The 26,781-nt window shown below is 47.3% G+C and carries 20 protein-coding genes; 18 read left to right on the forward strand and 2 right to left on the reverse strand.

All coding sequences use genetic code 11. The features are described from left to right. Positions 1–640 precede the first annotated feature (640 nt). From hpf to ACXHJ2_RS00495, 4 genes are all read left to right on the forward strand, one after another. Positions 641–1,201 (forward strand): ribosome hibernation-promoting factor, HPF/YfiA family, encoded by a 561-nt coding sequence (gene hpf, locus ACXHJ2_RS00480; protein ID WP_016324800.1) that lies wholly within the window; start codon positions 641–643, stop codon positions 1,199–1,201. A gap of 411 nt (positions 1,202–1,612) precedes the next feature. Beyond that, positions 1,613–4,063, forward strand: a complete 2,451-nt coding sequence (secA, locus tag ACXHJ2_RS00485) for a preprotein translocase subunit SecA (RefSeq protein ID WP_013373368.1) — start codon at positions 1,613–1,615, stop codon at positions 4,061–4,063. A gap of 521 nt (positions 4,064–4,584) precedes the next feature. After that, positions 4,585–5,698 (forward strand): peptide chain release factor 2 gene (gene prfB, locus ACXHJ2_RS00490; RefSeq protein ID WP_129550094.1). Its coding sequence is split into 2 segments (ribosomal slippage): positions 4,585–4,656 and positions 4,658–5,698, totalling 1,113 coding nucleotides; the frame shifts between segments, so codons are not numbered across the junction. A gap of 97 nt (positions 5,699–5,795) precedes the next feature. Next, complete coding sequence (locus ACXHJ2_RS00495; protein ID WP_040102741.1) at positions 5,796–6,695, forward strand: YitT family protein; 900 nt, start codon at positions 5,796–5,798, stop codon at positions 6,693–6,695. A 93-nt stretch (positions 6,696–6,788) separates the two neighbouring features. On the opposite strand, the gene ACXHJ2_RS00500 is transcribed toward ACXHJ2_RS00495, so the two are convergent. Then, positions 6,789–7,676, reverse strand: coding sequence for an SMP-30/gluconolactonase/LRE family protein (locus ACXHJ2_RS00500; RefSeq protein WP_165079731.1), 888 nt, complete (start codon positions 7,674–7,676; stop codon positions 6,789–6,791). Between the two features lie 378 nt (positions 7,677–8,054). On the opposite strand from ACXHJ2_RS00500, the gene argC reads away from it, so the two are divergent. The 13 genes from argC to ACXHJ2_RS00565 all read left to right on the forward strand — a co-directional run bounded on the left by argC (position 8,055) and on the right by ACXHJ2_RS00565 (position 24,468). Further along, positions 8,055–9,104, forward strand: a complete 1,050-nt coding sequence (gene argC / locus ACXHJ2_RS00505; RefSeq protein WP_165079730.1) for an N-acetyl-gamma-glutamyl-phosphate reductase — start codon at positions 8,055–8,057, stop codon at positions 9,102–9,104. Between the two features lie 107 nt (positions 9,105–9,211). Continuing rightward, positions 9,212–10,438: a bifunctional glutamate N-acetyltransferase/amino-acid acetyltransferase ArgJ gene (gene argJ, locus ACXHJ2_RS00510; RefSeq protein WP_165079729.1), complete on the forward strand. Its 1,227-nt coding sequence runs from the start codon at positions 9,212–9,214 to the stop codon at positions 10,436–10,438. 117 nt (positions 10,439–10,555) lie between these two features. Continuing rightward, a complete protein-coding gene (gene argB, locus ACXHJ2_RS00515; RefSeq protein ID WP_165079728.1) occupies positions 10,556–11,395 on the forward strand; it encodes an acetylglutamate kinase in 840 nt (279 codons plus the stop codon). A gap of 53 nt (positions 11,396–11,448) precedes the next feature. After that, positions 11,449–12,705, forward strand: coding sequence for an acetylornithine transaminase (locus ACXHJ2_RS00520; protein WP_165079727.1), 1,257 nt, complete (start codon positions 11,449–11,451; stop codon positions 12,703–12,705). Positions 12,706–12,753: 48 nt separating this feature from the next. Continuing rightward, positions 12,754–13,710, forward strand: coding sequence for an ornithine carbamoyltransferase (gene argF, locus ACXHJ2_RS00525; protein WP_165079726.1), 957 nt, complete (start codon positions 12,754–12,756; stop codon positions 13,708–13,710). A gap of 51 nt (positions 13,711–13,761) precedes the next feature. After that, a complete protein-coding gene (locus ACXHJ2_RS00530) occupies positions 13,762–14,997 on the forward strand; it encodes an argininosuccinate synthase (protein ID WP_013373358.1) in 1,236 nt (411 codons plus the stop codon). A gap of 87 nt (positions 14,998–15,084) precedes the next feature. Beyond that, positions 15,085–16,497 carry an argininosuccinate lyase gene (argH, locus tag ACXHJ2_RS00535; protein WP_016324793.1) on the forward strand — a complete coding sequence of 471 codons (1,413 nt, stop codon included), beginning with the start codon at positions 15,085–15,087 and terminating at the stop codon, positions 16,495–16,497. A gap of 516 nt (positions 16,498–17,013) precedes the next feature. Beyond that, the gene (locus ACXHJ2_RS00540) at positions 17,014–17,265 is read left to right on the forward strand and encodes a hypothetical protein (protein WP_165079725.1); all 252 of its coding nucleotides are present in this window, start codon (positions 17,014–17,016) and stop codon (positions 17,263–17,265) included. Next, positions 17,258–19,717, forward strand: coding sequence for a glycosyltransferase family 2 protein (locus tag ACXHJ2_RS00545; RefSeq protein ID WP_165079724.1), 2,460 nt, complete (start codon positions 17,258–17,260; stop codon positions 19,715–19,717). Before ACXHJ2_RS00540 ends, ACXHJ2_RS00545 begins: the two co-directional genes overlap by 8 nt. A 23-nt stretch (positions 19,718–19,740) precedes the next feature. Further along, complete coding sequence (locus ACXHJ2_RS00550; protein ID WP_013373354.1) at positions 19,741–20,748, forward strand: glycosyltransferase family 2 protein; 1,008 nt, start codon at positions 19,741–19,743, stop codon at positions 20,746–20,748. After that, positions 20,711–21,130, forward strand: coding sequence for a GtrA family protein (locus ACXHJ2_RS00555; RefSeq protein ID WP_013373353.1), 420 nt, complete (start codon positions 20,711–20,713; stop codon positions 21,128–21,130). Before ACXHJ2_RS00550 ends, ACXHJ2_RS00555 begins: the two co-directional genes overlap by 38 nt. After that, on the forward strand, positions 21,127–22,728 hold the full coding sequence (locus ACXHJ2_RS00560; RefSeq protein WP_058830182.1) for an ArnT family glycosyltransferase: 1,602 nt from the start codon (positions 21,127–21,129) through the stop codon (positions 22,726–22,728). The genes ACXHJ2_RS00555 and ACXHJ2_RS00560 overlap by 4 nt, the downstream gene beginning before the upstream one ends. A gap of 105 nt (positions 22,729–22,833) precedes the next feature. Beyond that, positions 22,834–24,468 carry a glycosyltransferase family 39 protein gene (locus ACXHJ2_RS00565; protein ID WP_165079723.1) on the forward strand — a complete coding sequence of 545 codons (1,635 nt, stop codon included), beginning with the start codon at positions 22,834–22,836 and terminating at the stop codon, positions 24,466–24,468. Between the two features lie 79 nt (positions 24,469–24,547). Here ACXHJ2_RS00565 and ACXHJ2_RS00570 read toward each other — a convergent pair whose 3' ends face one another. Continuing rightward, positions 24,548–25,336: an alpha/beta hydrolase gene (locus tag ACXHJ2_RS00570; protein WP_165079722.1), complete on the reverse strand. Its 789-nt coding sequence runs from the start codon at positions 25,334–25,336 to the stop codon at positions 24,548–24,550. Between the two features lie 267 nt (positions 25,337–25,603). On the opposite strand from ACXHJ2_RS00570, the gene ACXHJ2_RS00575 reads away from it, so the two are divergent. Then, positions 25,604–26,764 (forward strand): S-layer homology domain-containing protein, encoded by a 1,161-nt coding sequence (locus ACXHJ2_RS00575; RefSeq protein WP_165079721.1) that lies wholly within the window; start codon positions 25,604–25,606, stop codon positions 26,762–26,764. The last annotated feature ends 17 nt before the right edge of the window (positions 26,765–26,781 follow it).

Raw genomic sequence — 26,781 nt, forward strand, 5'->3', positions numbered from 1 at the left:
TGCGTCGATGAGTTACTGGCAAAAGCAGAAGTCGTGCCGAATGGATAAGTGCCGAAGCGAGAGGCTGTATTGGTCGTGATGAAAGCACCAATGCTGGTCGCTGTACCCGGCCCCCCCACCGAAGCAGAACGTGCCAGCCCGAGTGTATTGCCTATAAGGTAATAGCCCCGGTCTGATTCGTTGCATAACGCTGAATAAAAGCCATGGATTAACTTCCTACTTTCCATCTCTCCCCAATTAGCTGTCTTAGGATTTTTGCAGGGGAAGAGCCAGCTGGGCTGGGTGTAATGATCCTTTCGTATAAATTGCCTGCATGATAGTCAGGTCTTGCTTTTAGCATAGGTTCTATACCGGATTCAGTCTGACAAATAACCCCCTCCCCAGTCGATAAAATACATAGCATGAACTCGAAATAGTGGATTTGTCATGACACCAGCAGAGTAACTTTTTAAATATCTCTTCATTATTCACATATGTATGCGAGCTGAATTTAAACATGACCCTTTTCATAAAATGGCGTTATGGGAAGTGTTTTGTCGAATCATGAGGAAAATTGTAAAAAATCTTCGAAATGTTGATCTCCTTTTTTACTTGGCGTTAACATATGTGTTATACTGAAGAGGCAAAGGAGGCGTGCCCTATGAACTTAACAGTACGAGGTCAACAGATCGAGGTTACCGACGCTTTGAAGGACTACGTTGAAAAGAAATTCAGCAGACTTGAAAAGTATTTCGATGCACCCCCGACGTCTGATGGAAGTGTAACGTTAAGCACAACCAGAGATTTGCACACTGTAGAAGTAACCATTCCTTTGCCGGGGCTTGTACTCCGTGCCGAAGACGAAAGCGATGACATGTATGCATCCATTGATGCCGTGGTAGACAAGCTAGAACGGCAAATTCGCAAGCACAAGACCAAACTAAACCGAAAATTCCGGCAGGAAGGTAGTTTAAAAACCCTTTTTGTGGAAGATCCGGCTGGTGGTGTGGCTGTTGCTGAAGATGAGGATGCAGAATTGGATGAGCTGGAAGTCGTCCGCACCAAGCGTTTCTTATTGAAACCTATGGATGTGGAAGAAGCTATTCTGCAAATGAACATGATTGGACATAATTTCTTCGTATTTGCTAACATTGATAACGAAGAAGTTAACGTAGTTTACAAACGCAATGATGGTAAATACGGTCTGATCGAACGGGAATAGCCTGTAAAGCAAGAACTTATTGCATTTTAAAATGAATAGAACTTTTTGATTGAAGCATGCTTCATGGATATCAGGAAAATGATAATAACACGAGCCTTATCCTTGCGAACCTGGCGGGATAGGGCTCTTTTATATGTTTATTGTAAACATGAATGGAAATTTAAACTTAGATCGATGTAACCAATTGTGTATTTCGTGCGTCAATTGTTTTGGTATCTTTAACCGGATGCAAATCTGCAGGCTGCTTGTGTTGCGGCATGTCCTACAAACTGTTACAATTTATGCAAAGAACATCGCACGATGGGCTGGTATAGCCGGGCCTGTCAAACATATCGGGAATCAATTTCATCATGGACCCTTTCTTATTGTGAAATTGATTCTATTAATTGTTTTGCGCGAAAGGGGTAAACCATGCTAGGAATTGTCAAAAAAATTTTTGGGGATACAAATGAACGTGACGTCAAACGTTTAATGAAGACGGTTGAACTGATCAATAAAATAGAGCCTGATTTTGAGAAGCTCTCGGATGAGGAACTGAAAGCCAAGACGGCGGAGTTTAGAGAGCGGATTGAACAAGGTGCTACGGCTGAAGAAGTGCTGCCGGAAGCTTTTGCAACGGTTCGTGAAGCGTCCAAGCGGGTGCTGGGCAAACGTCACTATGACGTACAGATGCTCGGCGGTATTGCGTTGCACGAAGGAAAAATCGCCGAAATGAAAACCGGTGAAGGTAAAACACTGGTGGGAACACTGCCGGTTTATTTGAACGCTCTGTTGGGTAAAGGTGTGCACGTGGTTACAGTCAATGACTATTTGGCACAACGTGACAGCGGAGAAATGGGTCAAATTTACAATTTCTTGGGAATGACCGTAGGTCTGAACCTGGCCAATATGGATCATGCTGCCAAACAGGAAGCTTATGCTTGTGATATTACGTATGGTACAAACAATGAGTTCGGCTTCGATTATCTGCGCGATAATATGGTGCTTTACAAAGAACAGATGGTACAGCGTCCGTTGTACTTCTGTATCATTGATGAAGTGGATTCCATTCTCGTCGATGAAGCTCGTACACCATTGATCATTTCAGGACAAGCTCAAAAATCGACCGAGCTGTATTTTGCCGCTGATCGTTTTGTAAAGAGCCTGAACGTTGAAGAAGATTACACGCTGGATATTAAGGTGAAGTCAGTTGCTTTGACCGAAAACGGCGTATCCAAGGCTGAAAATTTCTTTGGTCTTGAAAACCTGTACGATCAGGAAAGTGTTACAATCAATCACCACATCGTACAAGCCTTGAAAGCTAACGCTATTATGCGTTTGGATGTGGACTATGTCGTGGCTGATGGTGAGGTTCTGATTGTCGATGAGTTTACAGGTCGTCTGATGGCTGGACGTCGTTACAGTGATGGCTTGCACCAAGCTATTGAAGCGAAGGAAAACATCATTGTCCAAAACGAAAGCATGACACTGGCGACAATTACATTCCAAAACTATTTCCGTATGTACCGCAAATTGGCGGGGATGACGGGTACAGCGAAAACAGAAGAAGAAGAATTCAAAAAAATCTACGGTCTGGAAGTGCTCCAAATTCCGACGAATAAGCCTAACCAGCGTGTAGATATGCCTGACGTAGTATACAAGAGCGTGAAAGGTAAATTCCATGCTGTGGTAGACGAAATCCTGGAGCGTAACAAAAAGAACCAACCGATATTGGTAGGTACGGTTTCTATTGAAAACTCCGAGCTTCTTTCTGAAATGTTGAAACGCAAAGGCGTTCGTCATAAAGTGCTTAACGCCAAGTATCATGCCGAAGAAGCTGAGATTATTTCTCGTGCAGGTGAAGCTGGCGCGGTTACCATCGCTACTAACATGGCTGGACGTGGTACTGACATCGTACTGGGCGAAGGCGTTGCAGAACTCGGTGGTTTGCACATCATCGGTACAGAACGGCATGAATCCCGTCGTATTGATAATCAGCTTCGCGGACGTGCAGGACGTCAGGGCGATCCAGGCTCCACGCAATTTTACTTATCGCTGGGCGATGAGTTAATGAAGCGTTTTGGTGCAGACAACGTACTGAATATGATGGAGCGCTTGGGCTTTGAGGAAGATCAACCTATCGAGAGCCGTATGATTTCACGTGCTATCGAATCAGCTCAAAAACGTGTCGAAGGGAATAACTTTGATCAGCGTAAAGTCGTTCTCCAATATGATGACGTGATGAATCAGCAACGTGCTATTATTTACAAACAACGCCGTGAGGTGCTGGAATCAGAGAACATCAAGGAAATTGTGTTCGACATGATCAAGCCTGTCATTGAGCGTGTAGTGGAAGCTCACTGTGGTGATGATATCCCTGAAAACTGGGAACTGGATGAAGTAGCAGAGTATGTGAACAACAATCTGCTTGAGGAAAACACACTTTCGCGCGACGATCTGTGGGGTAAGGAAAAAGAAGAGATGGTCGATATGATCTTCGAGAAGGTTACCAACAGATACCACAGCCGTGAAGAGATGATCGGCGAAGAAATGGTACGTGAGTTCGAGAAGGTTATCGTACTGCGTGCAGTTGACAGCAAATGGATGGATCATATTGATGCTATGGATCAATTGCGTCAAGGTATTCACTTGCGTGCTTATGGTGGTACTGATCCATTGCGTGAATACCAATTTGAAGGTTTCGAAATGTTCCATGCTATGATCGCCAGCATCCAAGAGGAAGTTGCGACATACATCATGAAAGCACAAATCGAATCCAACCAAGAGCGTCAGGCTGTCGTTGATGAAGATAAAATCTCTACGAGTGGCGAACCTGCGGCTCCTAAAAAGAAATCCGCTCCTTCGCGTCCGCGTAGAAAATAAGGATTGAAATTAAGGGATAGATCTTGATATACACTATCCCCTGCAATGCATATAATGGCAGGCGGCAGTTCAACCACTGACCGTCGGCCATTTTGTGCCATCAGGGGACGATGCTGATGTATTCAATATAGCTCTTCTGTGAGATGGTCAGGTTATGGTCAGGTTGAATATGGCGATGACTGTGCTCTCCTAGTACTTTTAAAACAATTATGACAAGTAAGCAGTTCCCTGCTTGCTTGTCAGTCAATTCCGCAGTTGATCTGGCTCACATACCAGAGCCTGTTATTTAAAAGTGGTTTGACTTTACGGCGGTCGGTAGCGAAGCGGAGGATTTGAATCTGGAGAAGCGTCAGCGTTCGCCTTTGCAGTGAGATGCCCACCTTTGAATGTGTTATTTCAATCAGGGCATCTCGCTGCAACAGCGATCGTAAGATCAAATCATTCGCGCAGCGCCTACCCACCAGCCGTAACTCACAACGCTTTTACTTCCCCTAACCCTATATTAAAAGGAGAATGACATCATGATTGATCCAAGTGTAAAACATGATTTACGAGAAATAGGCAAGAAACTAACAAACCTTAGGGGGTCTCTTTGACTTAGATCTCAAACAGGAAATGATCGCGAACTTTGAGGAAAAGATGGCAGCGCCTGATTTTTGGGACGATAACGAAAAGGCCCAAGGCGTAATTGCTGAAATGAATGCTGTGAAGTCTTCTGTGGACAGCTATGAACAGTTGCGTCAGGAATATGAAGACGCAGGTATGATGGTTGAACTGGCTGAAGAGGAAGGCGATGAAGCGCTGGTTGGAGAAGTTGAAAACAGTATCAAATCCCTGCTGAGCAAGCTGGAGGAATTTGAGCTGCAATTGCTTTTAAATCAGCCCTATGACAAACTTAATGCTATTCTGGAGCTGCACCCGGGGGCAGGCGGTACCGAGTCCCAGGACTGGGGTCAAATGCTGCTGCGTATGTATACACGCTGGGGAGAAAAACGAGGCTTCAAGGTGGAGACCCTGGATTATCTGGCAGGGGATGAAGCGGGAATTAAGAGCGTAACCCTGTTGATCAAAGGCTACAATGCCTACGGTTATCTCAAGGCGGAGAAAGGCGTACATCGGCTTGTTCGCATTTCTCCATTTGATTCCTCTGGTCGTCGACATACATCGTTCGTGTCTTGTGATGTGGTACCGGAAATTGCGGATGATGTGGATATTGAAATCCGCACGGAAGATCTTAAAATTGATACGTACCGGGCCAGCGGTGCAGGTGGTCAGCATATTAATACGACCGACTCAGCTGTTCGGATTACGCATTTGCCTACTGGTATTGTCGTGACTTGTCAAAATGAACGTTCCCAGATCAAAAACCGTGAACGTGCGATGACTATGCTTCGTTCCAAGCTCTACGAGCGCAAGATTGAAGAACAACAGCAGCAATTGGACGAAATCCGTGGTGAACAGTCCGACATTGCATGGGGTAGCCAAATTCGCTCCTACGTGTTCCATCCATACAGCATGGTTAAGGATCATCGTACCAGTGTGGAAACTGGCAATGTAGGGGCTGTTATGGATGGCGATCTCGATCCGTTCATCGATGGTTACCTGCGCAGCCAAATTAAGCTGGACGCAGAATAATTGCCTGTACGTTTTCCTACAGAACCGCAGTCCATGTGCCTGCGGCCTGTAGGAATTTTTGTGTGACGGTATTTTTTATTAAAGGAGAACATGAATGATGTCTCAATTGAATCCTCCCGCTGCCCGCCGAAGAAGGCGTAAGCCTCTGATTGCCGCCAGTGGACCAGCGCGTAACGTGACCGATGTCCTGCTGATTATACTCGGCTCCTTTATTACAGCGCTGACCTTTAACATGTTCTTGCTGCCCAACCGGATTGCATCCGGGGGTGTATCTGGCTTGTCTATCTTGGGTGAGGACCTGTTTGGCCTGGAACCGGCCTATACGCAGTGGGGAATGAATATTCCGTTATTTATAGCAGGAGTACTGCTGTTAGGAAAAAAGTATGGCTTGCGTTCCCTGCTGGGAAGCATCATGCTGCCACTATTCGTTTATGTGACGAAGGATTGGGCAGTACCGACAACCAATCCGTTGCTGGCTTCGCTGTATGGTGGAATCGGAGTAGGATTGGGTTTGGGCACTGTGTTTCGGGGCAGAGGCTCAACGGGTGGACTGGCTATTTTGGCGCAGATTATTCAAAAGTATACCGGTTTTAGTCTTTCTCTTTGTGTCATGCTCATGGATGGCACGGTAATCACGCTAGCTGGTTTCGCCCTATCGCCGGAGCGGGCCCTGTATGCATTGATTGGCTTGTTTGTAACCGGCAAAGTCATTGATGCTGTAGAAATGGGGCTGGGCTACTCCAAAGTAGCTTATATCATATCCAATCAAAAAGAAAAAATTACGCAAACGATTTTACAGGATTTGGATCGGGGTTTGACAGAGCTTGCAGGACGGGGGGGTTACACGAACGAAGAACGTCCTGTACTTATGGTTGTAGTCGGGCAAAACGAGGTAACCCGCCTCAAAACGCTCGTCCGCTTGGTAGACCCGGAAGCTTTTGTGATTATTAGTAATACACGTGAGGTACTGGGTGAAGGGTTCAAAAGGGAAGGCTAGCATAATGTGGTCTTTTGGACGCTGCTCTTAACTGAATCAATGTAGGAAAGCCCACTGATGTAGTGGGCTTTTCGCTTTTTCAGAACAGCTTTATCAAGTCCTTTTTGATAATAGATCAAGCCAATGTGCCGGTTGTCCTTGATTAAAGTATGAGGTCGGCACTCCTTTTACCCCAGTTTTAACCATAAATAAACCGCCTGCTAGTGGTTGATCGGTATTATCGCCATCTTGAGCAGTTGTGATATACAACTCATCCAGATGTTCACCGCCAAAAGCACACGAAGTCACACAATTGACTGGAAGTGAAACCTCAGCAATTACTTCTCCCTGAGCAGGATGGATACGAGAAACACGTTTACCGCCCCAACGCGCGATCCACAACATGCCCTCTGCATCGATGGTCATGCCATCGGGATATCCTTCACTTTCATCCAATCTAGCTACCAATTGCTTATTCCTAATAGTACCTTGTGTCACATCGTAATCGAAGGAGACCACTTCTAAGGTCGGAGTATCAATATAATACATGGTACGGTAATCTGAGCTCCAGGCTAAGCCATTAGATGTGGAAGCATTATCAATCAGTAAGGAGACATTTCCTTTTGTGCTCAGACTATACAATGCTCCTTGCGCGCGTTCGCCATTTAAACTCATTGTTCCAGCCAAAAAACGTCCTGCAGGATCGCATTTACCATCATTAAATCGATTTCCTGGCCGACCTTCCTCAGGATCGTGGATCAATACTTTGGTCCCTGTCTCTATATCCAAACAGTATAGACCGCTGATCATGGCTACGATTACTTTATTTTTAAGATAAGGTACAACTGCACTAATATGTTCGCCCACATCTATGGTACGATCTGTGCCTGTAGATGGATCGTAAATGTGTAATTGAAAACCCTCAATATCGACCCAAAATAAACGTTGCGACTGATGATCCCAACTGGGACCCTCGCCTAACTTGGCTTTAGCATCTATCACTAAATTCGCTGTATATGTTTTGATGTGTAGCACCCCTAACGTATAGGTTTATTTTCGTACATACTCACTCTTTATACCCTATTCAATGTCCAACGAATACATAAGTGCAGCAAATGTATAAACCGGATGAATACCAATATACAAGATAATATATAAAGGGAACGCTCCTTTTCTTATGCAAAATAGAAGACTAGATTCGCAAGGGGGTCTGTCTTTTTTGTTTTCCTTAATTGTAGCCTGTACAGCTTGGCGGCCAAAAGAATGGGCAAGAGTGCATATTTTAAATTTGGAGGAATAACATGACATGAGGTGTTGTATTTATATGAATAGAGTCGTATAATAATACATATTTCATAGGGACGGAATGGAGGAAGGTCTGTGAGCAGCAAGCTAAAGGTAGCAATTGTCGGTTCCACTGGATATGGCGGAGTGGAGCTGATTCGATTTTTGGTTCATCATCCGCAGGTGGAGATTGTATCTGTTATTTCTTCATCCAGCGCGGGTGTCCCGATTAGTGATGGGTTTCCTCATCTGACGGATATTGTGGTACAGGATTTGGACGGTGTCGATATCCATGAAATTGCTGCCAAGGCTGATCTGGTTTTCACAGCTACGCCATCAGGCGTTAGCACCAAATTAGTCCCACAGCTTCTGGATGCCGGACTGAAGGTGATTGACCTTTCCGGGGACTTTAGGCTCCGAAGCGGGGAAGTGTATGAAGCATGGTACAAAAAGCCTGCGGCTTCACCTGAGTATCTCAAGCAAGCGGTATACGGACTCAGCGAGGTGTATGCAGAAAGGCTTGCTGGTGTTTCTTTCATTTCGAATCCAGGCTGCTATCCAACAGCAACACTATTAGGAATTATTCCTGCCTTGAAGGCGGATTGGATTGACCATCGGTCACTGATTGTGGATGCCAAATCCGGGGTATCTGGCTCCGGTCGGGGAACAAGTCTTGTTTCACATTATGCGGAGATGAATGAGAATTTTAAGGCTTATAAGGTGAATAAGCACCAACATATCCCTGAGATCGAACAGGTATTGGGTGATGTTGCGGGCGAGGACGTTACAATTACGTTTACGACACAGTTGGTGCCTATGACGCGAGGAATCATGAGTACAATTTATGTCACGTTGAAAGGTGATCATACGGATCAGGATCTTATCGGGTTATACCGGGATTATTATAAAGGCCATCCTTTTGTCCGTGTACGTGGCGAAGGTATATGGCCGGCAACAAAAGAAGTATTTGGTTCGAACTACTGCGACATCGGTTTTGCAGCAGATGCCCGTACTGGGCGTCTTACGATTATTTCTGTCATTGATAATGTTGTGAAGGGTGCCGCTGGGCAGGCGATTCAGAATTTAAATTTGATGATGGGATGGGAGGAGAACCTCGGACTGGGCTTCATACCGGTATATCCGTAAGTAGCACGTAAACGCAACAGGTACAGGAGAACGACAGCGGGCAGGTTTGAGAACGCAAGCGTCCGGCTGCCATTCATTCCTTATAATGCGGGCGAGGGCACATAATTATGGGCAAATTAGGATTTACAGTAGTACATGAGGGCAACATCGTAACTCCGCGTGGCTTTACAGCCGGGGGATTGCACTGTGGATTGAAAAATACGAACCGCAACGATATCGGCGCGATTCGCTGTGAGGTAGAGGCGACAGCTGCTGCGGTGTATACCACTAATGTGTTTCAGGCTGCACCGCTGAAGGTGACTCGCGAGAGCCTGACAAACGGTCGATTGCAGGCGATAGTAGTGAACAGCGGGAACGCCAATGCCTGTACAGGACAGCAAGGGGAGCAGGACGCTTACGCTATGCGTTCGGCCGCTGCTCGTGAACTGGGTGTGGCAGAGAGCGATGTAGCCGTTGCATCGACGGGTGTAATTGGCGAGCATCTGAAAATGGATCGTGTGCTTGGCGGTATATCGTCATTACCTGAGCGGATGAGCGAGGCAAACGATGGAGCGGAGCAATTTAGTCAAGCCATTCTGACAACGGATTTAGTTAAAAAGGAAGCATGCGTGTCAGTTGAAGTGGACGGTGTGACCGTGAACATCGCCGGGGCGGCAAAAGGATCGGGTATGATTCATCCGAATATGGCAACCATGCTCGCTTTTATAACTTGTGATGCAGTGATCGGACAGACGGCGTTTCATCAACTATTAAAGCAATCCACGGATACCAGCTTTAATATGATCACGGTCGATGGAGATACCAGCACGAACGATATGCTGATTGCTATGGCGAGTGGGCTGGCAGGCAACAGCGAGTTGCACACAGACCATCCCGATTGGGAAGCATTTGCCGAGGCATTCAGCTATATTTGCCGGGAGCTGGCGAAGGCGATTGCCCGTGACGGGGAAGGTGCTACGAAGCTGGTAGAGGTGTCCGTAAGCGGGGCGGTAAGCGATGCCTCTGCCCAGGTGATAGCCAAGACCGTAATTGGGTCCAGCCTGGTGAAGTCAGCCGTTTTTGGCGCAGACGCCAACTGGGGACGGATTATTGCAGCCGTCGGACGTGCTGGAGAGCCGGTGAATCCCGATACCGTAGACATCCGTTTGGGTGACATTATCGTGCTGAACCAATCAAGTCCAGTTGCTTTTGATGAAGCCGAGGCCCTTTCCTATTTACGTGGAGATATGGTGCAAATTATCGTTGACTTGCATCACGGGAACGGGGCGGCTACAGCATGGGGCTGTGACCTAACCTATGATTATGTGCGGATTAATGCGGCTTATCGGACATAGATACCCGATTTAATTACGGATAAATATTTAATAGTTAATAGAAGAAGCGAGTGGAAATAGTTTTGGCATCATTTGGAAATCGCACAGAATTGTGCAGTGGAGAAAAGGAGAGATGATATGCAATCGGCAGTGGGACACGCGGATCAAGCGAAACATGCGGGAGTGGCACGTCGTAATTTTGTGATGAAATGCGGAGGAAGCACGCTGGCTGCGTTGCCTGATTCCTTTTTTGACGACCTGGCCCGTCTGCAGTCGGAAGGGCTTCAACCAGTCATTGTACATGGCGGCGGGCCTGCGATCTCTGACAATTTGGCGAAGCTGGGAATCGAAACGGAGTTCATTCATGGATTGCGTAAAACGACTGAACCCGTGCTGGATGTCGTGGAAATGGTGCTGGCAGGCAGCATTAACAAGCAGATTGTTCGTAGAATAGGGATGCACGGAGGGCGAGCGCTGGGCTTGTCGGGCAGTGATGGCTATTTAATTGAAGCAAAGCCTGTGCCGAATGCTGCCGAGGTCGGCTGGGTCGGAGAGGTAACATCTGTTCAAGCTACGATTATTACCGGTGTGCTGGATATGGGCTATATGCCAGTTATTGCGCCTATTGGCATTGATCGATCAGGTCAGCGTTATAACATTAATGCCGATACAGCGGCGGGCGCGGTGGCTTCTCATCTCGGCGTCAGTCGAATGATTGTTGTGACAGATGTACCCGGTATTTTGAAAAAGAATGGTGTAGAGAAGAAGGTGCTGGAATCGATCACCATACAGGAAATTGAAGATATGATCAGCACGGGTGAAATCTATGGTGGTATGATCCCGAAAGTAAGAGCGGCTATTGCCTGCATTCACGGAAAAGTGAAGGAAGTCGTCATCGTTGACGGCAGCGAACCGCAGGTACTCAGCCGTGTGCTGAGCGGAGAGTCAATTGGAACACGCATTGTGCGTATGCAGTAATTGCAATATTATGCTCAACCTATATAACCAAACGATAAAGGGGCGTGAACGACATGAGTAAGGAACCGAATACGCTGGTGAGCGAGGAAATGCCAAGTGCGAATGGAAGCGGAGCGCAAAAGGGGACGGCAAAAACGCAGGCAGATAGCTCTCTTTTTCCAAACTACGCAAGATACCCGCTTACACTGGTGAAAGGACAAGGAAGCTGGTTGTGGGATGATCAGGGCAAACGTTATCTGGATTTCATGTCAGGTATTGCTGTTACCAATCTAGGCCATGCGCCTCAAGCTGTAGCAGATCGATTGAAAAAGCAGATCGATGAACTGTGGCATGTATCCAATCTGTTTCATATTCCTGGGCAGGAACGGGCTGCGGCCTTGCTGACAGCTAATAGTAGCGCAGATGCCGTGTTCTTCTGCAACAGCGGAGCTGAAGCGAACGAAGCTGCCATTAAGCTGGCGCGTCGTTACCACCAGAAGGTGAAGCAGACCGGTCGCTATGAAATCATTACGTTCACGCAATCCTTCCACGGACGGACGCTGGCAACCTTGACTGCTACGGGTCAGGACAAAGTGAAAGAAGGTTTTTTACCGCTTCCCGCCGGATTCAAAAGCGTTCCGCTTCATGATCAGGCTGCGCTCGAAGCAGCTATCAATGAGAATACAGCGGCAATTATGCTGGAAATGGTGCAGGCCGAAGGTGGCATGTATCCGGTAGACCCTGCTTTCGTAGACGTGATTACCAAGCTGTGCCATGAGCATGGATTGCTGCTGATCATTGACGAGGTGCAAACAGGTATGGGACGGACAGGTAAGCTGTTTGCCTTTGAGCATTATGGAATAGAACCGGATATTTTTACATTGGCGAAAGGATTGGGCAGTGGCTTTTCGGTCGGTGCAATGCTAGGCAAAGAATATTTGCGTGAAGCGTTCACAGCGGGCAGTCATGGTTCTACCTTCGGGGGTACACCGCTTGCTATGGCAGCAGTTCAAGCAACCATTGAAACGATTATTGATGACAAGCTGCCAGAACGCGCTGCCGAAATGGGAGATTATCTCTTTCATAGTCTGCAAAAACAGCTTAAAGATATTCCTTTTGTCCAGGATATCCGCGGAAAAGGTCTGATGGTCGGGATTGAGTGTGCGGAGCCGGTAGCAGAGCTTGTTTTGGCAGGACAGAAGAAGGGCATTCTGTTCATTACAGCAGGACCGAACGTGATTCGCCTGTTGCCTAACCTGTATGTAACGCAAGACGAAATAGATCAGGCTGTAACATGGATTGCTGAATTGATTCGGGAGCACGTAGCTTAGTGTAAAGACAGAAGCATCCGAGATTAGAGTGTAAAAGGAGAGGATCGCATGAGCCAGGGCGGCGCACTGCAACAGGTGAATTTGAAAGGACGGGACTTTCTAGAGCTGGACGATTACTCGCCAGAGGAAATCCAGTATTTAATTGATCTCGCCATTGAAATTAAGCGTAAGCACAAAAACGGAGAAGCTTATCAGCCGCTAAAGGGGAAAACACTTGGACTGATTTTCGAAAAGTCTTCCACACGCACACGGGTATCTTTTGAAGTCGGTATGTATCAATTGGGCGGGCATGCCCTTTTCCTCAGCAAAAATGACATTCAACTGGGACGCGGAGAGCCGATTAGCGACATGGCCCAAGTGATGTCACGTTATCTGGATGGCATTATGATTCGTACCTTTGGGCACGATAATGTGGTAGAGTTGGCCCGTTATGCATCCGTTCCTGTGATTAATGGCTTGAGCGATTTGGCGCATCCGTGTCAGGTGCTGGCTGATTATCAAACCTTGTATGAGCAAAAGGGCAAGCTGAAAGGACTCAAACTGGCTTACATCGGAGACGGCAACAATATGGCGCATTCTCTCTTAATTGGTGGAGCCAAGCTCGGAGTGCATGTCTCCATTGCAAGTCCAGCTGGATACGAGCCTGACCCGAGTGTGGTCGCGGTTTCCCGTGAGATTGCCAAACAGACAGGGAGTGAAATTGTGATCACTCAAAGTCCGCAGGAAGCAGTAAAAGATGCTGATGCGATCTACACAGATGTGTGGGCAAGCATGGGTTTTGAGGAAGAGCAAAAGGAGCGTGAGCTTGCTTTTGCCGACTTCCAGGTGAATGAGGAGCTGGTTAAGCTCGCTAAGCCAGATTATTTATTCTTGCACTGTCTACCTGCACATCGTGGGGAAGAAGTGAGTGCGGGAGTAATCGATGGTCCCAATTCGGTCATTTTTGATGAAGCGGAAAATCGTCTGCATGCACAAAAAGCGTTGCTAGTTGCTTTAATGGGATAAGGTTGATCGTAAAGAAGATAGAGGTATAAGCATTCGGGGAGGACTTCAATAATGGCAAAAGAAAAAATCGTACTCGCATATTCCGGCGGTCTGGATACGTCGGTCATTCTGAAATGGCTCAAGGAAACATATGATGCTGAAATTATCGCATTCACTGCAGATATCGGACAAAAGGAAGAACTGGACGGTTTGGAGGAAAAGGCACTCGCTACGGGAGCTTCCAAAGTGTACATCGATGATCTGCGTGATGAATTCGCCAAGGATTTTATTTATCCGATGTTTCAGGCAGGTGCTTTATATGAAGGGCAATATTTGCTCGGTACGAGTATTGCACGTCCATTGATCGCTAAGCGGATGGTCGATATTGCGATTGCCGAGGGAGCAACAGCCATTGCTCACGGGGCAACAGGCAAAGGTAACGATCAGGTGCGCTTCGAGCTGAACGCGGCGGCGCTAACGCCGGACATCCAAGTCATTGCACCTTGGCGGCTGGAAGAGTTCCGCAATCAGTTCCCGGGCCGGGCAGAAATGATTGCCTATGCGGAAAAACACGGTATTCCGGTAACGGCTTCTGCAGCCAAGCCGTACTCCATGGACCGCAACCTGCTGCATATCAGCTATGAAAGCGGCGTGCTGGAGGATCCTTGGTTTGATCCGAGCGCTCCTGAAAATAAAGAAATGTTCTTGCTCAGCAACGCGCCCGAGGACGCGCCTGATGAAGCAGAATACTTGGAGCTGGAATTTAAAGCAGGCAACTGCGTCGCTTTGAACGGTGAACAGCTAACTCCGCTGCAAGTGATGGAAAAACTGAATGAACTGGGCGGCAAGCACGGGATCGGACGTGTAGATATGGTGGAGAACCGTTTTGTGGGTATGAAGAGCCGCGGAGTCTATGAGACGCCAGGCGGTACAATCCTGTTCACAGCTCATCGCAAAATGGAATCGATCACAATGGATCGCGAGGTTATGAATCTGCGTGATAGCCTGATTACCCGTTATGCTACCTTGGTGTACAATGGATTCTGGTTCGCGCCGGAACGTGTCGCTTTACAGGCTCTGGTTCATGAGAGCCAGAAAAATGTCAGTGGTACGGTGCGCGTGAAGCTGTATAAGGGCAATATTATTGGTGCAGGCGTTAAAAGTCCGGTTAGCTTGTACAACCCAGACATTGCGACCATGGAAGCTGATCCGACACAAGCCTACGATCAAGGCGATGCTACAGGCTTTATCCGCTTGAATGCTTTGCGTTTGAAGGTCAACGCGGGCGTAACACAAAATCATAAATAAGATGTAATCTAAAAAAATGTACGGAATGCGGGCCGTTCTTGTCCAAACGACGAGGGCGGCTTGTTATTGCAGAGAGGGGATCATGCAATGAGTAAGCTATGGGGCGGACGGTTTACAAAGCAAACGAACAAGCTGGTTGAGGAATATACGGCTTCTATTGGGTTTGATCAGGCGTTGGCGGAAGAAGATATTCAAGGCAGTTTGGCTCATGTGGCCATGCTGGGCAAATGCGGTATTATTCCGCAGGAGGATGCGAACACGATCAAGGGAGGACTGCACACCGTTCTGGAGCGTATCCGCCGTGGGGAAATTGAATTTTCCGTTTCGGATGAGGATATTCACATGAATATCGAAAAAAACCTGATCGAAGTCATTGGCCCGGTCGGCGGTAAGCTGCACACTGGACGCAGTCGTAACGATCAGGTAGCAACAGATATGCACTTGTATTTGCGCGGACGTGTCGTATCACTGGTGGGTATGCTGCATGATGTACAAGTTGCATTAATTGGGCAGGCCAAGGACAATCTGGACACAATTGTACCTGGATACACACACTTGCAGCGTGCGCAGCCTATTTTGTTCGCGCATCATTTGCTGGCGTATGTGTCTATGCTGGAGCGTGATATTGACCGACTCAAGGACAGCTACAAACGCATCAATGTGTTGCCGCTGGGCGCTGGCGCTCTGGCTGGAACCACTTTCCCGATCGATCGTCATTTTGTAGCTGAGCAGCTTGGGTTTGATGGCGTCTATGAAAATAGCCTGGACGCTGTCAGTGATCGGGACTTTATCGTAGAGTTTCTGGCCGGGGCCTCGCTGATTATGACGCATTTGTCCCGTCTGAGCGAAGAACTGGTGCTATGGAGCAGCACAGAATTTGGTTTTGTCGAACTGGATGATGCTTTCTGTACAGGCAGCAGCATTATGCCACAGAAGAAAAACCCGGATGTACCGGAGCTAGTACGTGGCAAAACCGGGCGGGTCTATGGAAACCTCGTCGGTCTGCTGACCGTACTGAAGTCCTTGCCGCTGGCATACAACAAGGACATGCAGGAGGACAAGGAAGGGATGTTCGATACGGTTGCCACGCTGGAGGGAGCCTTGCAATTGTTCGCTCCGATGATCGCCACGATGAAGGTGAACAAGGATCGGATGCGTCAAGCGGTCAACCAGGATTTCTCCAACGCAACGGATATTGCGGACTTCCTGGTCGGCAAGGGGCTTCCGTTCCGTCAGGCCCATGAGGTTATCGGCAAAACGGTGCTGTATTGCATCCAGCAGGGCAAATATCTGCTTGATTTGAAACTGGATGAATTCCAGCAGTTTTCGGATCTGTTCGACGAGCGCATTTATGAGGTGCTTCAACCAGAAGCGGTAGTCAATGCTCGGAATGTGTATGGCGGAACCGCCACCGGTCAGGTGCAGGCAGCCATTGGACGCAGTGAACAGCTTCTAGTGAACACGTCAACATGGTATGAAAATCATAAGCCAAAAAAATAATCCATACAGAAATAATTATTCTCTTGCACAGCAACGGGATGCTGTGTAAAATCAGATTTTAAGAATATTTGCCATCTATGTTTTCAAAGGCACCGTTCGCGGTGTCTTTTGTGTTTTCTGAGGTATTTGAATGATTTATGATCAGAATAATCATGAACTACATAGATTTATTGGAAGAATATCGTTCAAGATGTTTAATATCTAGTTCTATATACCTATCTATACATTAGCGTGAAAGTTTCTAGAATTTACATTTTTGTATACTACACCTACTAGGATTATGGTAGAATAGCACTAAGTTTTTCATTGAATTACCAATTCGATAGAACAAGAAGCATATGCGATAAATCATTTTCAAGTTTTTATTGGTTTTTTTGACCAGGGAAATTGCATAAATGTGTAAATGAAGGGCTTGAATGAGAAAGCAGGTGTGTCCTGGTTTTGGAAGAAAGCCAGTAAAAATATTGAAGTAGCGACATAGCAAAAGGCAGAGTCGGGACGATCCAGGGAGGTATTATGAGAACTAAACGAACGACGCGTCAGCTAAAGAGCTCTTGGATCGGTTATCGCGCTTCTGACGCCGATGGATTGGTATCCTCATTGCATGAGGAGCGAATCCAGGCAGAGAGGTTGCTACGTGAGGAGCGGGAGCTTTTCCATGCGGCGCTGGAGCGGAAAAAGCAGCGGGATACCGAGTTAAAGCAGCTGCTTGCAGATGCGCTTGCGGAAGAGCGGCGCTGGATTGAAAGGGCGGGAATTCATGGGTGACAAGCTTAGGTGGCAGGTTGGAGGAGTTTCAATTCGCCAAACCAAGAGAAGAATAAAAGAAGAACGTCAGCGAATCGAACAACTGCAACAACAGCTAGAGGCTCAGCGTGCAGAGCAGGCCCCGATACTGTACAAGCTTGATTTTCACATCGAAGAGTTGGAACGAAGACTTCGGGATACAGAACTTCGTATTCAGGCTATACAGAATGCCAATGATACAGCAGCAGCTGTGGAACAATTGCTGGATGAAGGAATACAGGATGGACAGGTGCAGGAGGCGCAAGTCCAGTATGCATCTGGGCAGGAACAGGCAGCGGCAGGAGCAGCCATGGGTCTTGCTTCCAGTATCCCTGGTGCAGAAGGCGGAGAGGCGGCAGCAGGAACGCAGACCGGACGAAACGGCAAGGCCCGTCTGGGAGATCAGCTGGTGGAGAACGGGATGATTACCCGGGATCAGCTGACAGATGCTATCCGCAACCAGAAGCGTTACGGTGGTAGACTGGGCGATATTCTTGTAGAGATGGGTTTCATTACAGCTGAGCAGCTACAAGAGCAAATTGACGGTGATGAATCCAAGGAGAGACTGGGCGACATGCTGGTTCGTTCCGGCTATATTACACCAGAGCAGCTAGAGCGAGCGCTCGAGTTCCAGGCGAAGAGCGGCGGGCTGCTCGGCGACATCTTGCTATCATTGCAAATGCTGGAGCCTGCGGATTTGTACCGCGCGATTGCTACCCAGAACCGAATCGGGCGTATTGGTGAGGAGCTGGCGCTGGATGCGGCGTACAAACTACCCGAGCAAGTGGCAATGGCTTATGGCGTGGTCGTCATCCATCAATATATGAACCGCTATATTGTAGCGGTCAGTGATCCATTACCAGAAGAGCGACGCTTAAAGCTGGAGGGAATTCTGGGTATGCCGGTAGAGCAAGTGCTTGCAACAAAGGAAGAGATGGAGCAGCTCTGGGGTAAAATCTACGGCGAGGAAATGATGCAGGAAAGCACAACCGGATTGTTGGAAAAGGAACCGCACAATTCGGCGCGGATCACCTTTACCAAGGGTCAGCTCTGGGTGTTTGCAGCTATGGGAATGATTACGCTGCTCGGCCTCTTCTGGAACAGCTGGAAGACAGTGCTAATCATTAATATGATGATCCAGCTGTTTTATTTTGCTATGACGCTATTCAAGTTTGGAATTATCTATCTCGGTTCCCGGCGTGGGGCGCAGCTTCGCTTCACGAAGGAAGAGGTAGACGCCATGGATGAAAAAAGACTGCCGATCTATACGATTCTTGTACCGATGTATAAGGAAGCGGGCGTGCTTCCGATGTTGTTACGGAATTTGGAACAGCTGGATTATCCAAAGTCCAAACTGGATGTACGGCTGTTGATTGAAGAGGACGACATTGAGACGATTGAGCTGCTGCGTGAAATGAAGCTGCCTGCCTATTACACGACACTGGTCGTGCCTGATGGCTTGCCGAAAACCAAGCCGAAGGCATGTAATTATGGACTTATTCGCGCCCGCGGCGAGTTTGTCGTCATTTACGATGCTGAGGATCGTCCCGATGCTGACCAACTTAAAAAAGTCATTGCAGCGTTTGATTCACTCCCTGAGAATTATGCGTGTATTCAAGCGAAGCTCAATTATTTTAACAGTACACAAAATTTGCTGACCCGCTGGTTCACACAAGAATACAGTATGTGGTTCGAATTGCTGCTGCCAGGAATTATGCAGTTAGATACCCCTATTCCGTTGGGCGGTACGTCCAATCATTTTCGGGTATCTGTATTGAAAGATATTAATGCGTGGGACCCCTATAATGTAACCGAGGATGCCGATCTGGGCATTCGTCTGTATAAAGGTGGTTACAAAACGGCCATTGTTGATTCCCGCACATGGGAGGAAGCGAACAGCCGCGTGGGCAACTGGATTCGTCAGCGTTCACGTTGGATCAAGGGATATATGCAGACATGGCTGGTTCATATGCGCAATCCGGTTAAGCTAGTGCGCGAAGTGGGCTGGAAAGGCTTTTTCGGTTTTCAGGTAATGATTCTGGCGACTCCGATGTTGCCGTTGCTGAACCCGATTTTTTGGGGCTTGCTTATTTTATGGTTTGGCTGGGAGTTGTCCTTTATTCCCAAGCTGTTCCCGGGTTATGTGTACTACCTAGCCAGCGCGGAATTTTATATCGGTAACTTTCTGTTCGTATTCAGTAATGTGGCTGGCATGTATTGGGTCATCGGTGAGCTGGAAGAGCGCGGTGAACGAACATTTTCATACGCGATGGTCAAATATGGGCTACTCTCGCCGTTATATTGGGTACTTATGAGTATAGCTGCGATAAAAGCAGCTTGGCAGCTTATAACCAAGCCGTTCTATTGGGAGAAAACGACGCATGGTCTGACCGATATGCATGACTTGGATGATGCCCCGGCACAGTCCTCCTGAATATGAAGAAAGAAGGAGCAAGAATGGAGACAAAAAACCCTTTTTTATCCGTCGTCATTCCTATGTACAATGAAGGCTCACACCTCGAACGTTCTCTTAAGGTGATTGATGGGGTGCTGTCTGTTGTCACCTCACGTTATGAGCTCATTATTGTAGATGATGGTTCCAAAGATGATACATGGCTCAAGTTGTCCGAATTGTCCCGTCGTATGCCCTCTTTGCTCGCACTCCGGCTGAGTCGGAATTTTGGTAAGGAGCTGGCATTGTGCGCAGGTTTGGAAAATGCTTCTGGCGATGCGATCATTGTCATGGACGGTGATTTGCAGCATCCTCCTGAAATGATCGGGGAAATGGTGCGTTTATGGCAGAACGAAGGTTATGATTTAGTTGAATGTGTGAAAGAATTTCGGGGAGAAGAGTCTGTAGGCAAAAAGCTCGGAGCTTCTTTGTTCTACGCGACTTTGAATCGTTTGACGGGCTTTAATCTCAAGGATGCCTCCGATTATAAGCTGCTGGATCGACGAGTGGTGGATGCCTGGATGGCGATGCCAGAGCGTATGCCGTTTTTTCGCGGGATGACCGCCTGGCTCGGTTTTCGTAAAACCCAGATTACATTCCGGGTGGCTCCACGAGAAGAGGGTCCAAGCCGCTGGAGTCCGTTAGGGCTGCTTCGATTGGCCGCGGAAGCGATCGTTTCGTTCTCGACGGTACCTTTGCGGGTAGTGAGTTTAATGGGTCTCATTTTCATGCTGATTTCGGTCGTGTTGGGGATTCAAACCTTAATGCACAAAATAACGGGTGATGCTGTGACCGGGTTTACCACTGTCATTTTACTGCTTTTGATTATCGGTAGTGTACTCATGCTGTCGATTGGAGTGGTAGGAGAATATATTGCCGCCATATATCACGAAGTCAAAGCCAGACCCCGTTATCTAATTGCAGACAAACGGGCGAATGCTGACCGATTGTGGGTGGATAGGGAGTTTAATCAACATGATCAGACGTTCGTATCTAAAGTATCCAATCATTAAATACGGTATTGTCGGACTGCTGGGTACAGGCATTCACGTCGGTGTGCTTGTGCTGCTAGTGGAGTTGTTTGCAATACCTGCAGTAACGGCTACTACCATAGGTTTTATCGTTACGCTGCTCGTTTCGTATGTGCTGAATCGTAACTGGACGTTCGAGCCTACCGGCGAAGGGAGCCGCACTCAGTTTCTTAAATATTTATTGGTCTGTACCTGCGGCTTGCTCCTGAATGCCGCTCTGATGTACGTAACCATTCACTGGATTGGTTGGTCATATCTGATCGGTGAAGTCTTAACTACCATCATCGTGCCAGTTCATAATTATATCTGGAACCGCTATTGGATCTTCTCCGTTCCGCAACAGCGTCAGAAAGAGGTTTCATGATCGTAAGGAAACATGGAAAGTTGTTGTCATTGTTTGCTTGTATTGCTGCTCTAGAATTAGCCGTGGGTGTTTATTTTGCATGGCATCTTGGCTATATGCATACCGATGCGCTCAGTCGAGTAGCTAATGCATTTTATGTACTCTATAGTCGTGACCCGCATTTGGGTGCTATTGGGTTTGTGTGGAATCCGCTACCGAGTTTGATGGAACTCATTGTGCTGTTGTTCTATCCTTTATTTCCCGCACTCGCTTCCCATGGGCTGGCAGCAGTGATTGTGAGCAGCCTGTTTGCTGGGGCGAGTGCAGCATTATTGTACGGGACGGGAAAAGAACTAGGGCTTCACGGTGCAACCAGTTTGCTGATTGCGCTGTTATTTTCACTGAATCCGTTTATGTTTCTGTTTGGCTTCAACGGCTTAAGTGACTCGCCATATATCTTTTTTATACTGCTGACAGTGAGTCGATTCTGTATGTGGCTTAAGGATCGCAAGGCGGCGAATTTGATCGTATCCGGTTTTGCGCTTGCATTGGCATTTTGGGTTCGCTACGAAGCAGTTCCCCTGGGGGTTGCGCTGGCTTTGGGCGTATTACTGACGATTTTTTCTCTGCATCGGTGGCGTACAAACAGAGAGAGCGTTAGAACGCAATTGTCTTTAAAAGAGCGCCTGTACAAGGTAGAAGCGACATGGCTTCTATTGTTGCTGCCGCTTGTCTTTTCCGGTTTGCTGTGGCTCTTTTTTAACTGGATTATCATGGGCGACCCGCTTTACTTTTTACGTTCGCAGTATTCCAATTCCACACAATCAGCGGCTTTGCTGGAGGATCAGCGCTTTGTGGAAATGTTTGCTCATCCTGTGCTGATGCTAAAGTTTGTCGGGCAACGAACCTTATGGTATGCGGCTCCGTTAATTGCCATTTTGCTTATACGCCTATTGGACAAACGTCTGTGGAGTTGGAGCACGTTAACGCTGCTGGCTATCTTTTTATCGGTACCCGGGCTTCAGCTTTTACTGATGCTTAAGCATTCTTCGTTTGGCTGGTTCCGATATTTTATGTATGTATTCCCAATTACGGTTGCTTGGCTGCCGTATGAGCTTAGTCTGTTGAAGGGGAAAATGCGGGGGATCGGAATCTCACTGGTAACGGCAGGAATGTTGGTAACAGTAGGCTTGTTATCCTACGCACTGACGAACCCCGCAATTGCGGCGGATGAGCATAGCTATCTGACGCATAGTGGCAATGAAAGCTATACTCGGCAAATTGTTGAACGGAAAATAGGGTCATGGCTGGATGAACATTATGGTTCATCTCTCATTTTGACTGATTCTTATACGGCCTATCCGATCATTTTGAGCAGTAAAATTCCGAAGAAGTTTATGATCACGAGTGATTATGATTTTGGAAAATCTTTAACGGATCTGCCTGCCTCCAAGGTGGATTATGTTTTGGTTACGCGCTTGGTAGAAGGGGTACCGCTGGATCAGGTGAACCGGAACTATCCTGATTTGTTTGAAAAGGGGGCGCCATGGGCCTCGTTGGTGCATGACTTTGACGGGGAGTGGCGATTGTACAAGATAGAGCATGAAGAACTGCAATAATTTTATTGTATGTTAGTGCATCGTAGCGGAGGAAAGGATACAGCTGTCGGGCGTAATTTCCCTACAGCTGCACCGCCGCAAGAAGTTTGAGGGGGAACGAGAGGAATGTCCTTTCGAAAAATGTCTGCAAGCAGATGGATGGCTATAGGTCTGTTTGTGTTTATACTTGCATTGGAGCTGTCTGCTGGCATCTATTTTAGCTATGTTCTGGGATATATGCACACAGACGCGCTCAGTCGCGTAGCTAACGCATTTTATGTGCTGTACAGCCGTGACCCGCATTTGGGCGCCATCGGATTTATCTGGAATCCACTACCCAGTCTTCTGGAAATGGTAATTCTATTGCTGTATCCAATCTTTCCGGCATTAGCCTCCTATGGATTGGCTGCTGTTATTCTGAGTGCTACCTTTTCTGCTTTGACCGCAATGTTGCTATATCGGGCAGGTGTCAGAACAGGGCTTAGCTCTAGGATGAGCTTGCTGTTGGCTTTGTTGTATGCACTGAATCCGTTTATTTTACTGTTTGGTGCCAACGGTCTGAGCGATTCGTTATACATATATTTTATTATGATGACAGTGATTGAATTTGCGCTGTGGCTCAAGGACCGCATGACGGCAAGTCTGATTGTTTCTGGATTAGCGCTTGCCATGGCGTTCTGGACTCGTTATGAAGCGGTGCCTCTAGGCGTGGCAATGGCTGTTGGCGTAGTCTTGGCGATCTTATTTCTTCATCGCAACTTGGGTAGACGCGAGCTGGCCCTGCGGGAAAAGCTGCATAAAGTCGAGGCAACCTGGTTACTTCTTTTGCTTCCTGTGGTCTTTTCCGGGCTGTTGTGGATTTTCTTTAACTATCTCATTATGGGGAATGCCTTTTATTTCCTGAATTCAGAGTATTCAAACACGGCCCAATCGGCAGAGTTGCTGAATGATGATAAATTTGTAGAGATTTTCTCCAATCCACTGGTAGCCTTGAAGTTTATTGCTTCCAAAACCATCTGGTACTCTGTACCATTGTTTGCTATTCTGTTCATCCGTCTGTTGAGTGGACGCTTATTCCGGTGGGGAACCCTGATTATTTTGTTATTGTTCCTGTCTGTGCCGGGCTTGCAATTTTTACTTATGATGAGACAATCCTCGTACGGGTGGTTTCGTTACTTTATGTATGTATTCCCAATTACCGTAGCCTGGTTGCCTTATGAGTTGAGTCAGCTTCAGGGACGATGGCGGAGGGCGGCCTTTGGTCTAGTGTCCGTCAGTCTGCTACTTACCGCTGGATTACTCTCCTATGCGTTGACTCGCCCGGATATTGCACCGGATGAGAATAGCTTTCTCACACGCACAGGGAATGTGAACTATGTGAGACAGGAATCAGATCGCAAGATTGCCGTTTGGCTGGATGAGCATCTGCCGAAGTCTACCATTATGACTGATTCAGCTTCAGCCTACACAATGATCGTCTACAGCCAATATTCCAAACGTTTTCTGATCACCAGTGATTATGCGTTCAATAAGGCATTAAGTTATCCGCAGGAGAATCATGTGGACTATATCCTTGTACCTAAGATTATGTCAGGCATGCCGCTGAGTAAGATCAATATAGTATATCCGAATTTATATGAACATGGTGCCCCATGGGTTCAACTTGAACGTGAGTTTAACGGCGAGTGGCGCCTGTATAAAGTACTGCCTAAGTCATTAACTAAAGAATCTCCATCGACGGAGACAAAGACAAATCCCTGATGGGTATAACAACAATCCCCGGAGCTTAATTCCTTCGCATGGTTCGATGAGAAAGGCTCCGGGGATTTTTTTGCCTGTTTTAGTGTCCTTTAAGCGGTAGCCACGCCAGTACGTCCTGGATTTTAGCGTCCCAATATCCCCATTCATGAGCTCCAGGACCTTCTTCGTAGGTCAGCGGAACTCCAAGAGAGGTGCATGTTTCACGAAAAGTCTGATTCCCCTTATATAAGAAATCCTCTGTACCGCAGCATTGATAGAGTTGGGGGAGTGAGGTCCCCGCAGTGGCATGACGTTGTAGCAGCTCCAGCAAGTCGTGATCTGTTCCGCGTATTTCATCTGGTCCAAAAATGTTAAGCCATTCCGCTGGACTCATAGCATTTTGCTTAGGATCGGTGCGTGATGCATGTAAATCCATGACCCCCGAAAGACTGGCAGCGGCTGCAAAGCGCTCTGGATGCTGAAGTGCCAGTTTGAAGGCGCCGTAACCACCCATAGAAAGCCCGGCTACAAAATTGTCTTCACGCTTGTCGGACAGAGGAAAAAATGAACGTGCCAAAGCTGGCAATTCTTCACTGATAAAAGTCCAATAAGCTGCTCCTTGCTCCATATTCGTATAGAAACTCCGATGTACCTGAGGCATGACGACCGCTAGGCCCATGGAGGCGACGTAGCGTTCAATAGAGGTTCGACGCAGCCAGGTTGAATCATCGTCTGACAGGCCATGCAATAAATACAGTGTCGGATGTGGCCCTATTCCTTGCTTGCCCTCCATTCCAATCTGTGATCGGGTTGTCTGCGGGAGAATAACATTCATGGATGTGCTCAGACCAAGAACTTCCGAATAAAACTGACATTGAATAAGAGCCATAAGAAAACCTCTTTTCCTAAGGGGATGTGACCTCATTGACCTTTTTCAGCATACAACTGATTATTCATCCAGTATACTGTGACCTGTCCAAATATACATATCCAAGTGAATGGCTAGGTATTAAGTCCTGTTTCTTTTTTATCCTACATTAGGAGGGGGTATGGTTATATGGGACGATTTTTTTAATTTAGGGGTTATTTGGGTTTGATTTCTGGTAAAGTGTTTAAAAAAGATTGATGAATACAATCTGAGGGAGGAATTTATAGCATGGGGAAAAAGTTAAGGAACACAATTACAGGTGTACTGAGCACAGGTCTTATTCTTAGCGCATTCAGCGCAGCGGCAGCTGCTCCTCAAACTACAAGTGGCCATTGGGCAGGAGATCAGGTGCAACGCTGGTCAGCTACAGGGCAATTGAATGGAGCGGTAAAACCGGATGCGGCGATCACACGCGCAGAATTTATCGTTCTTCTGAACCGCAGCTTGGGAACGTTCACGCAGGAACTTCCAGCAGTGACAGACGTAACGTATGCAGGCGGTGTGAAGGTAAACGGTAATGGAAGCAGAACGTTCACAGATGTTCCGGCATCCCACTGGGCATACAACGAACTGACAAGTGCCGTGAATGCAGGCTACATAAGCGGCTATGCAGATAACAAGCTCAAACCAAATGGTAAGGTAACTCGTCAGGAAGCAGCTGCGATCATTGGCAAAGCTATTGGGCTGACTGCGGGTAACGCAGCAGATGTTACTAAATTCATTGACTCCGACAAAATCGGATCTTGGGCGAAGAAAAGTGTAGCGGCAGCTGCGGAGCAAAAAATCATCAACGGTTATCCGAATGGTAAATTCCAGCCGCTGAAGCCGCTGACTCGTGCAGAGGCGGTTGCTATTCTGGATGCTGCATCCGGGTACAACCTGAGCTCTGTCGATAATCTGACCACGACTCCTGGTGGAACGGTAACGAATTCCACGTACGGTAACGTGACAGATTCCACTTACGGTAATACGTCGACTACTTCTGGAACTGAAACAGAAGATAGCAGCACAAGTACTAGCACAGATAGCACGTCTGCGACTACTACAGACAACTCTACAACAACAGAGACAACTACAAATACCGATACGACTACAGACAACACTACAGACACAGCTACTGACGCGGATGCTACTTCGAATGCACTGAAAGTCAACGATGTGTACGATGGTGAAGGTACAATTACAGGAACAGCAAAAGCAGGTTCCACAGTAACTGCCTATTCCAACGATCTGCCTATCGGCAGTGCAGTAGCCAAAGATGACGGCACATTTAGCATCAGTGTGCTTACTCAAAAAGCGACAGTTAGACTGGTGATCAAAGCTAAAGATACAGACGGCCATGAAAGTGAGCCTGTAGAAATTTCGGTTTTGAGTAAACGCAGCGAGTAATTTAGAAATAAAAAAAA

The organism is Paenibacillus sp. ALE3, from assembly GCF_054113405.1.

Bases quoted from the DNA above. Each gene is read 5' to 3' on its own strand.
- argH (WP_016324793.1), top strand. From the start codon at position 15,085: ATGAGTAAGCTATGGGGCGGACGGTTTACAAAGCAAACGAACAAGCTG.
- ACXHJ2_RS00530 (WP_013373358.1), top strand. From the start codon at position 13,762: ATGGCAAAAGAAAAAATCGTACTCGCATATTCCGGCGGTCTGGATACG.
- ACXHJ2_RS00520 (WP_165079727.1), top strand. From the start codon at position 11,449: ATGAGTAAGGAACCGAATACGCTGGTGAGCGAGGAAATGCCAAGTGCG.
- ACXHJ2_RS00570 (WP_165079722.1), bottom strand. From the start codon at position 25,336: ATGGCTCTTATTCAATGTCAGTTTTATTCGGAAGTTCTTGGTCTGAGC.
- ACXHJ2_RS00550 (WP_013373354.1), top strand. From the start codon at position 19,741: ATGGAGACAAAAAACCCTTTTTTATCCGTCGTCATTCCTATGTACAAT.
- ACXHJ2_RS00575 (WP_165079721.1), top strand. From the start codon at position 25,604: ATGGGGAAAAAGTTAAGGAACACAATTACAGGTGTACTGAGCACAGGT.
- argF (WP_165079726.1), top strand. From the start codon at position 12,754: ATGAGCCAGGGCGGCGCACTGCAACAGGTGAATTTGAAAGGACGGGAC.
- ACXHJ2_RS00495 (WP_040102741.1), top strand. From the start codon at position 5,796: ATGTCTCAATTGAATCCTCCCGCTGCCCGCCGAAGAAGGCGTAAGCCT.
- ACXHJ2_RS00565 (WP_165079723.1), top strand. From the start codon at position 22,834: ATGTCCTTTCGAAAAATGTCTGCAAGCAGATGGATGGCTATAGGTCTG.
- argJ (WP_165079729.1), top strand. From the start codon at position 9,212: ATGGGCAAATTAGGATTTACAGTAGTACATGAGGGCAACATCGTAACT.
- hpf (WP_016324800.1), top strand. From the start codon at position 641: ATGAACTTAACAGTACGAGGTCAACAGATCGAGGTTACCGACGCTTTG.
- ACXHJ2_RS00555 (WP_013373353.1), top strand. From the start codon at position 20,711: ATGATCAGACGTTCGTATCTAAAGTATCCAATCATTAAATACGGTATT.
- ACXHJ2_RS00540 (WP_165079725.1), top strand. From the start codon at position 17,014: ATGAGAACTAAACGAACGACGCGTCAGCTAAAGAGCTCTTGGATCGGT.
- secA (WP_013373368.1), top strand. From the start codon at position 1,613: ATGCTAGGAATTGTCAAAAAAATTTTTGGGGATACAAATGAACGTGAC.
- ACXHJ2_RS00560 (WP_058830182.1), top strand. From the start codon at position 21,127: ATGATCGTAAGGAAACATGGAAAGTTGTTGTCATTGTTTGCTTGTATT.
- argB (WP_165079728.1), top strand. From the start codon at position 10,556: ATGCAATCGGCAGTGGGACACGCGGATCAAGCGAAACATGCGGGAGTG.
- ACXHJ2_RS00545 (WP_165079724.1), top strand. From the start codon at position 17,258: ATGGGTGACAAGCTTAGGTGGCAGGTTGGAGGAGTTTCAATTCGCCAA.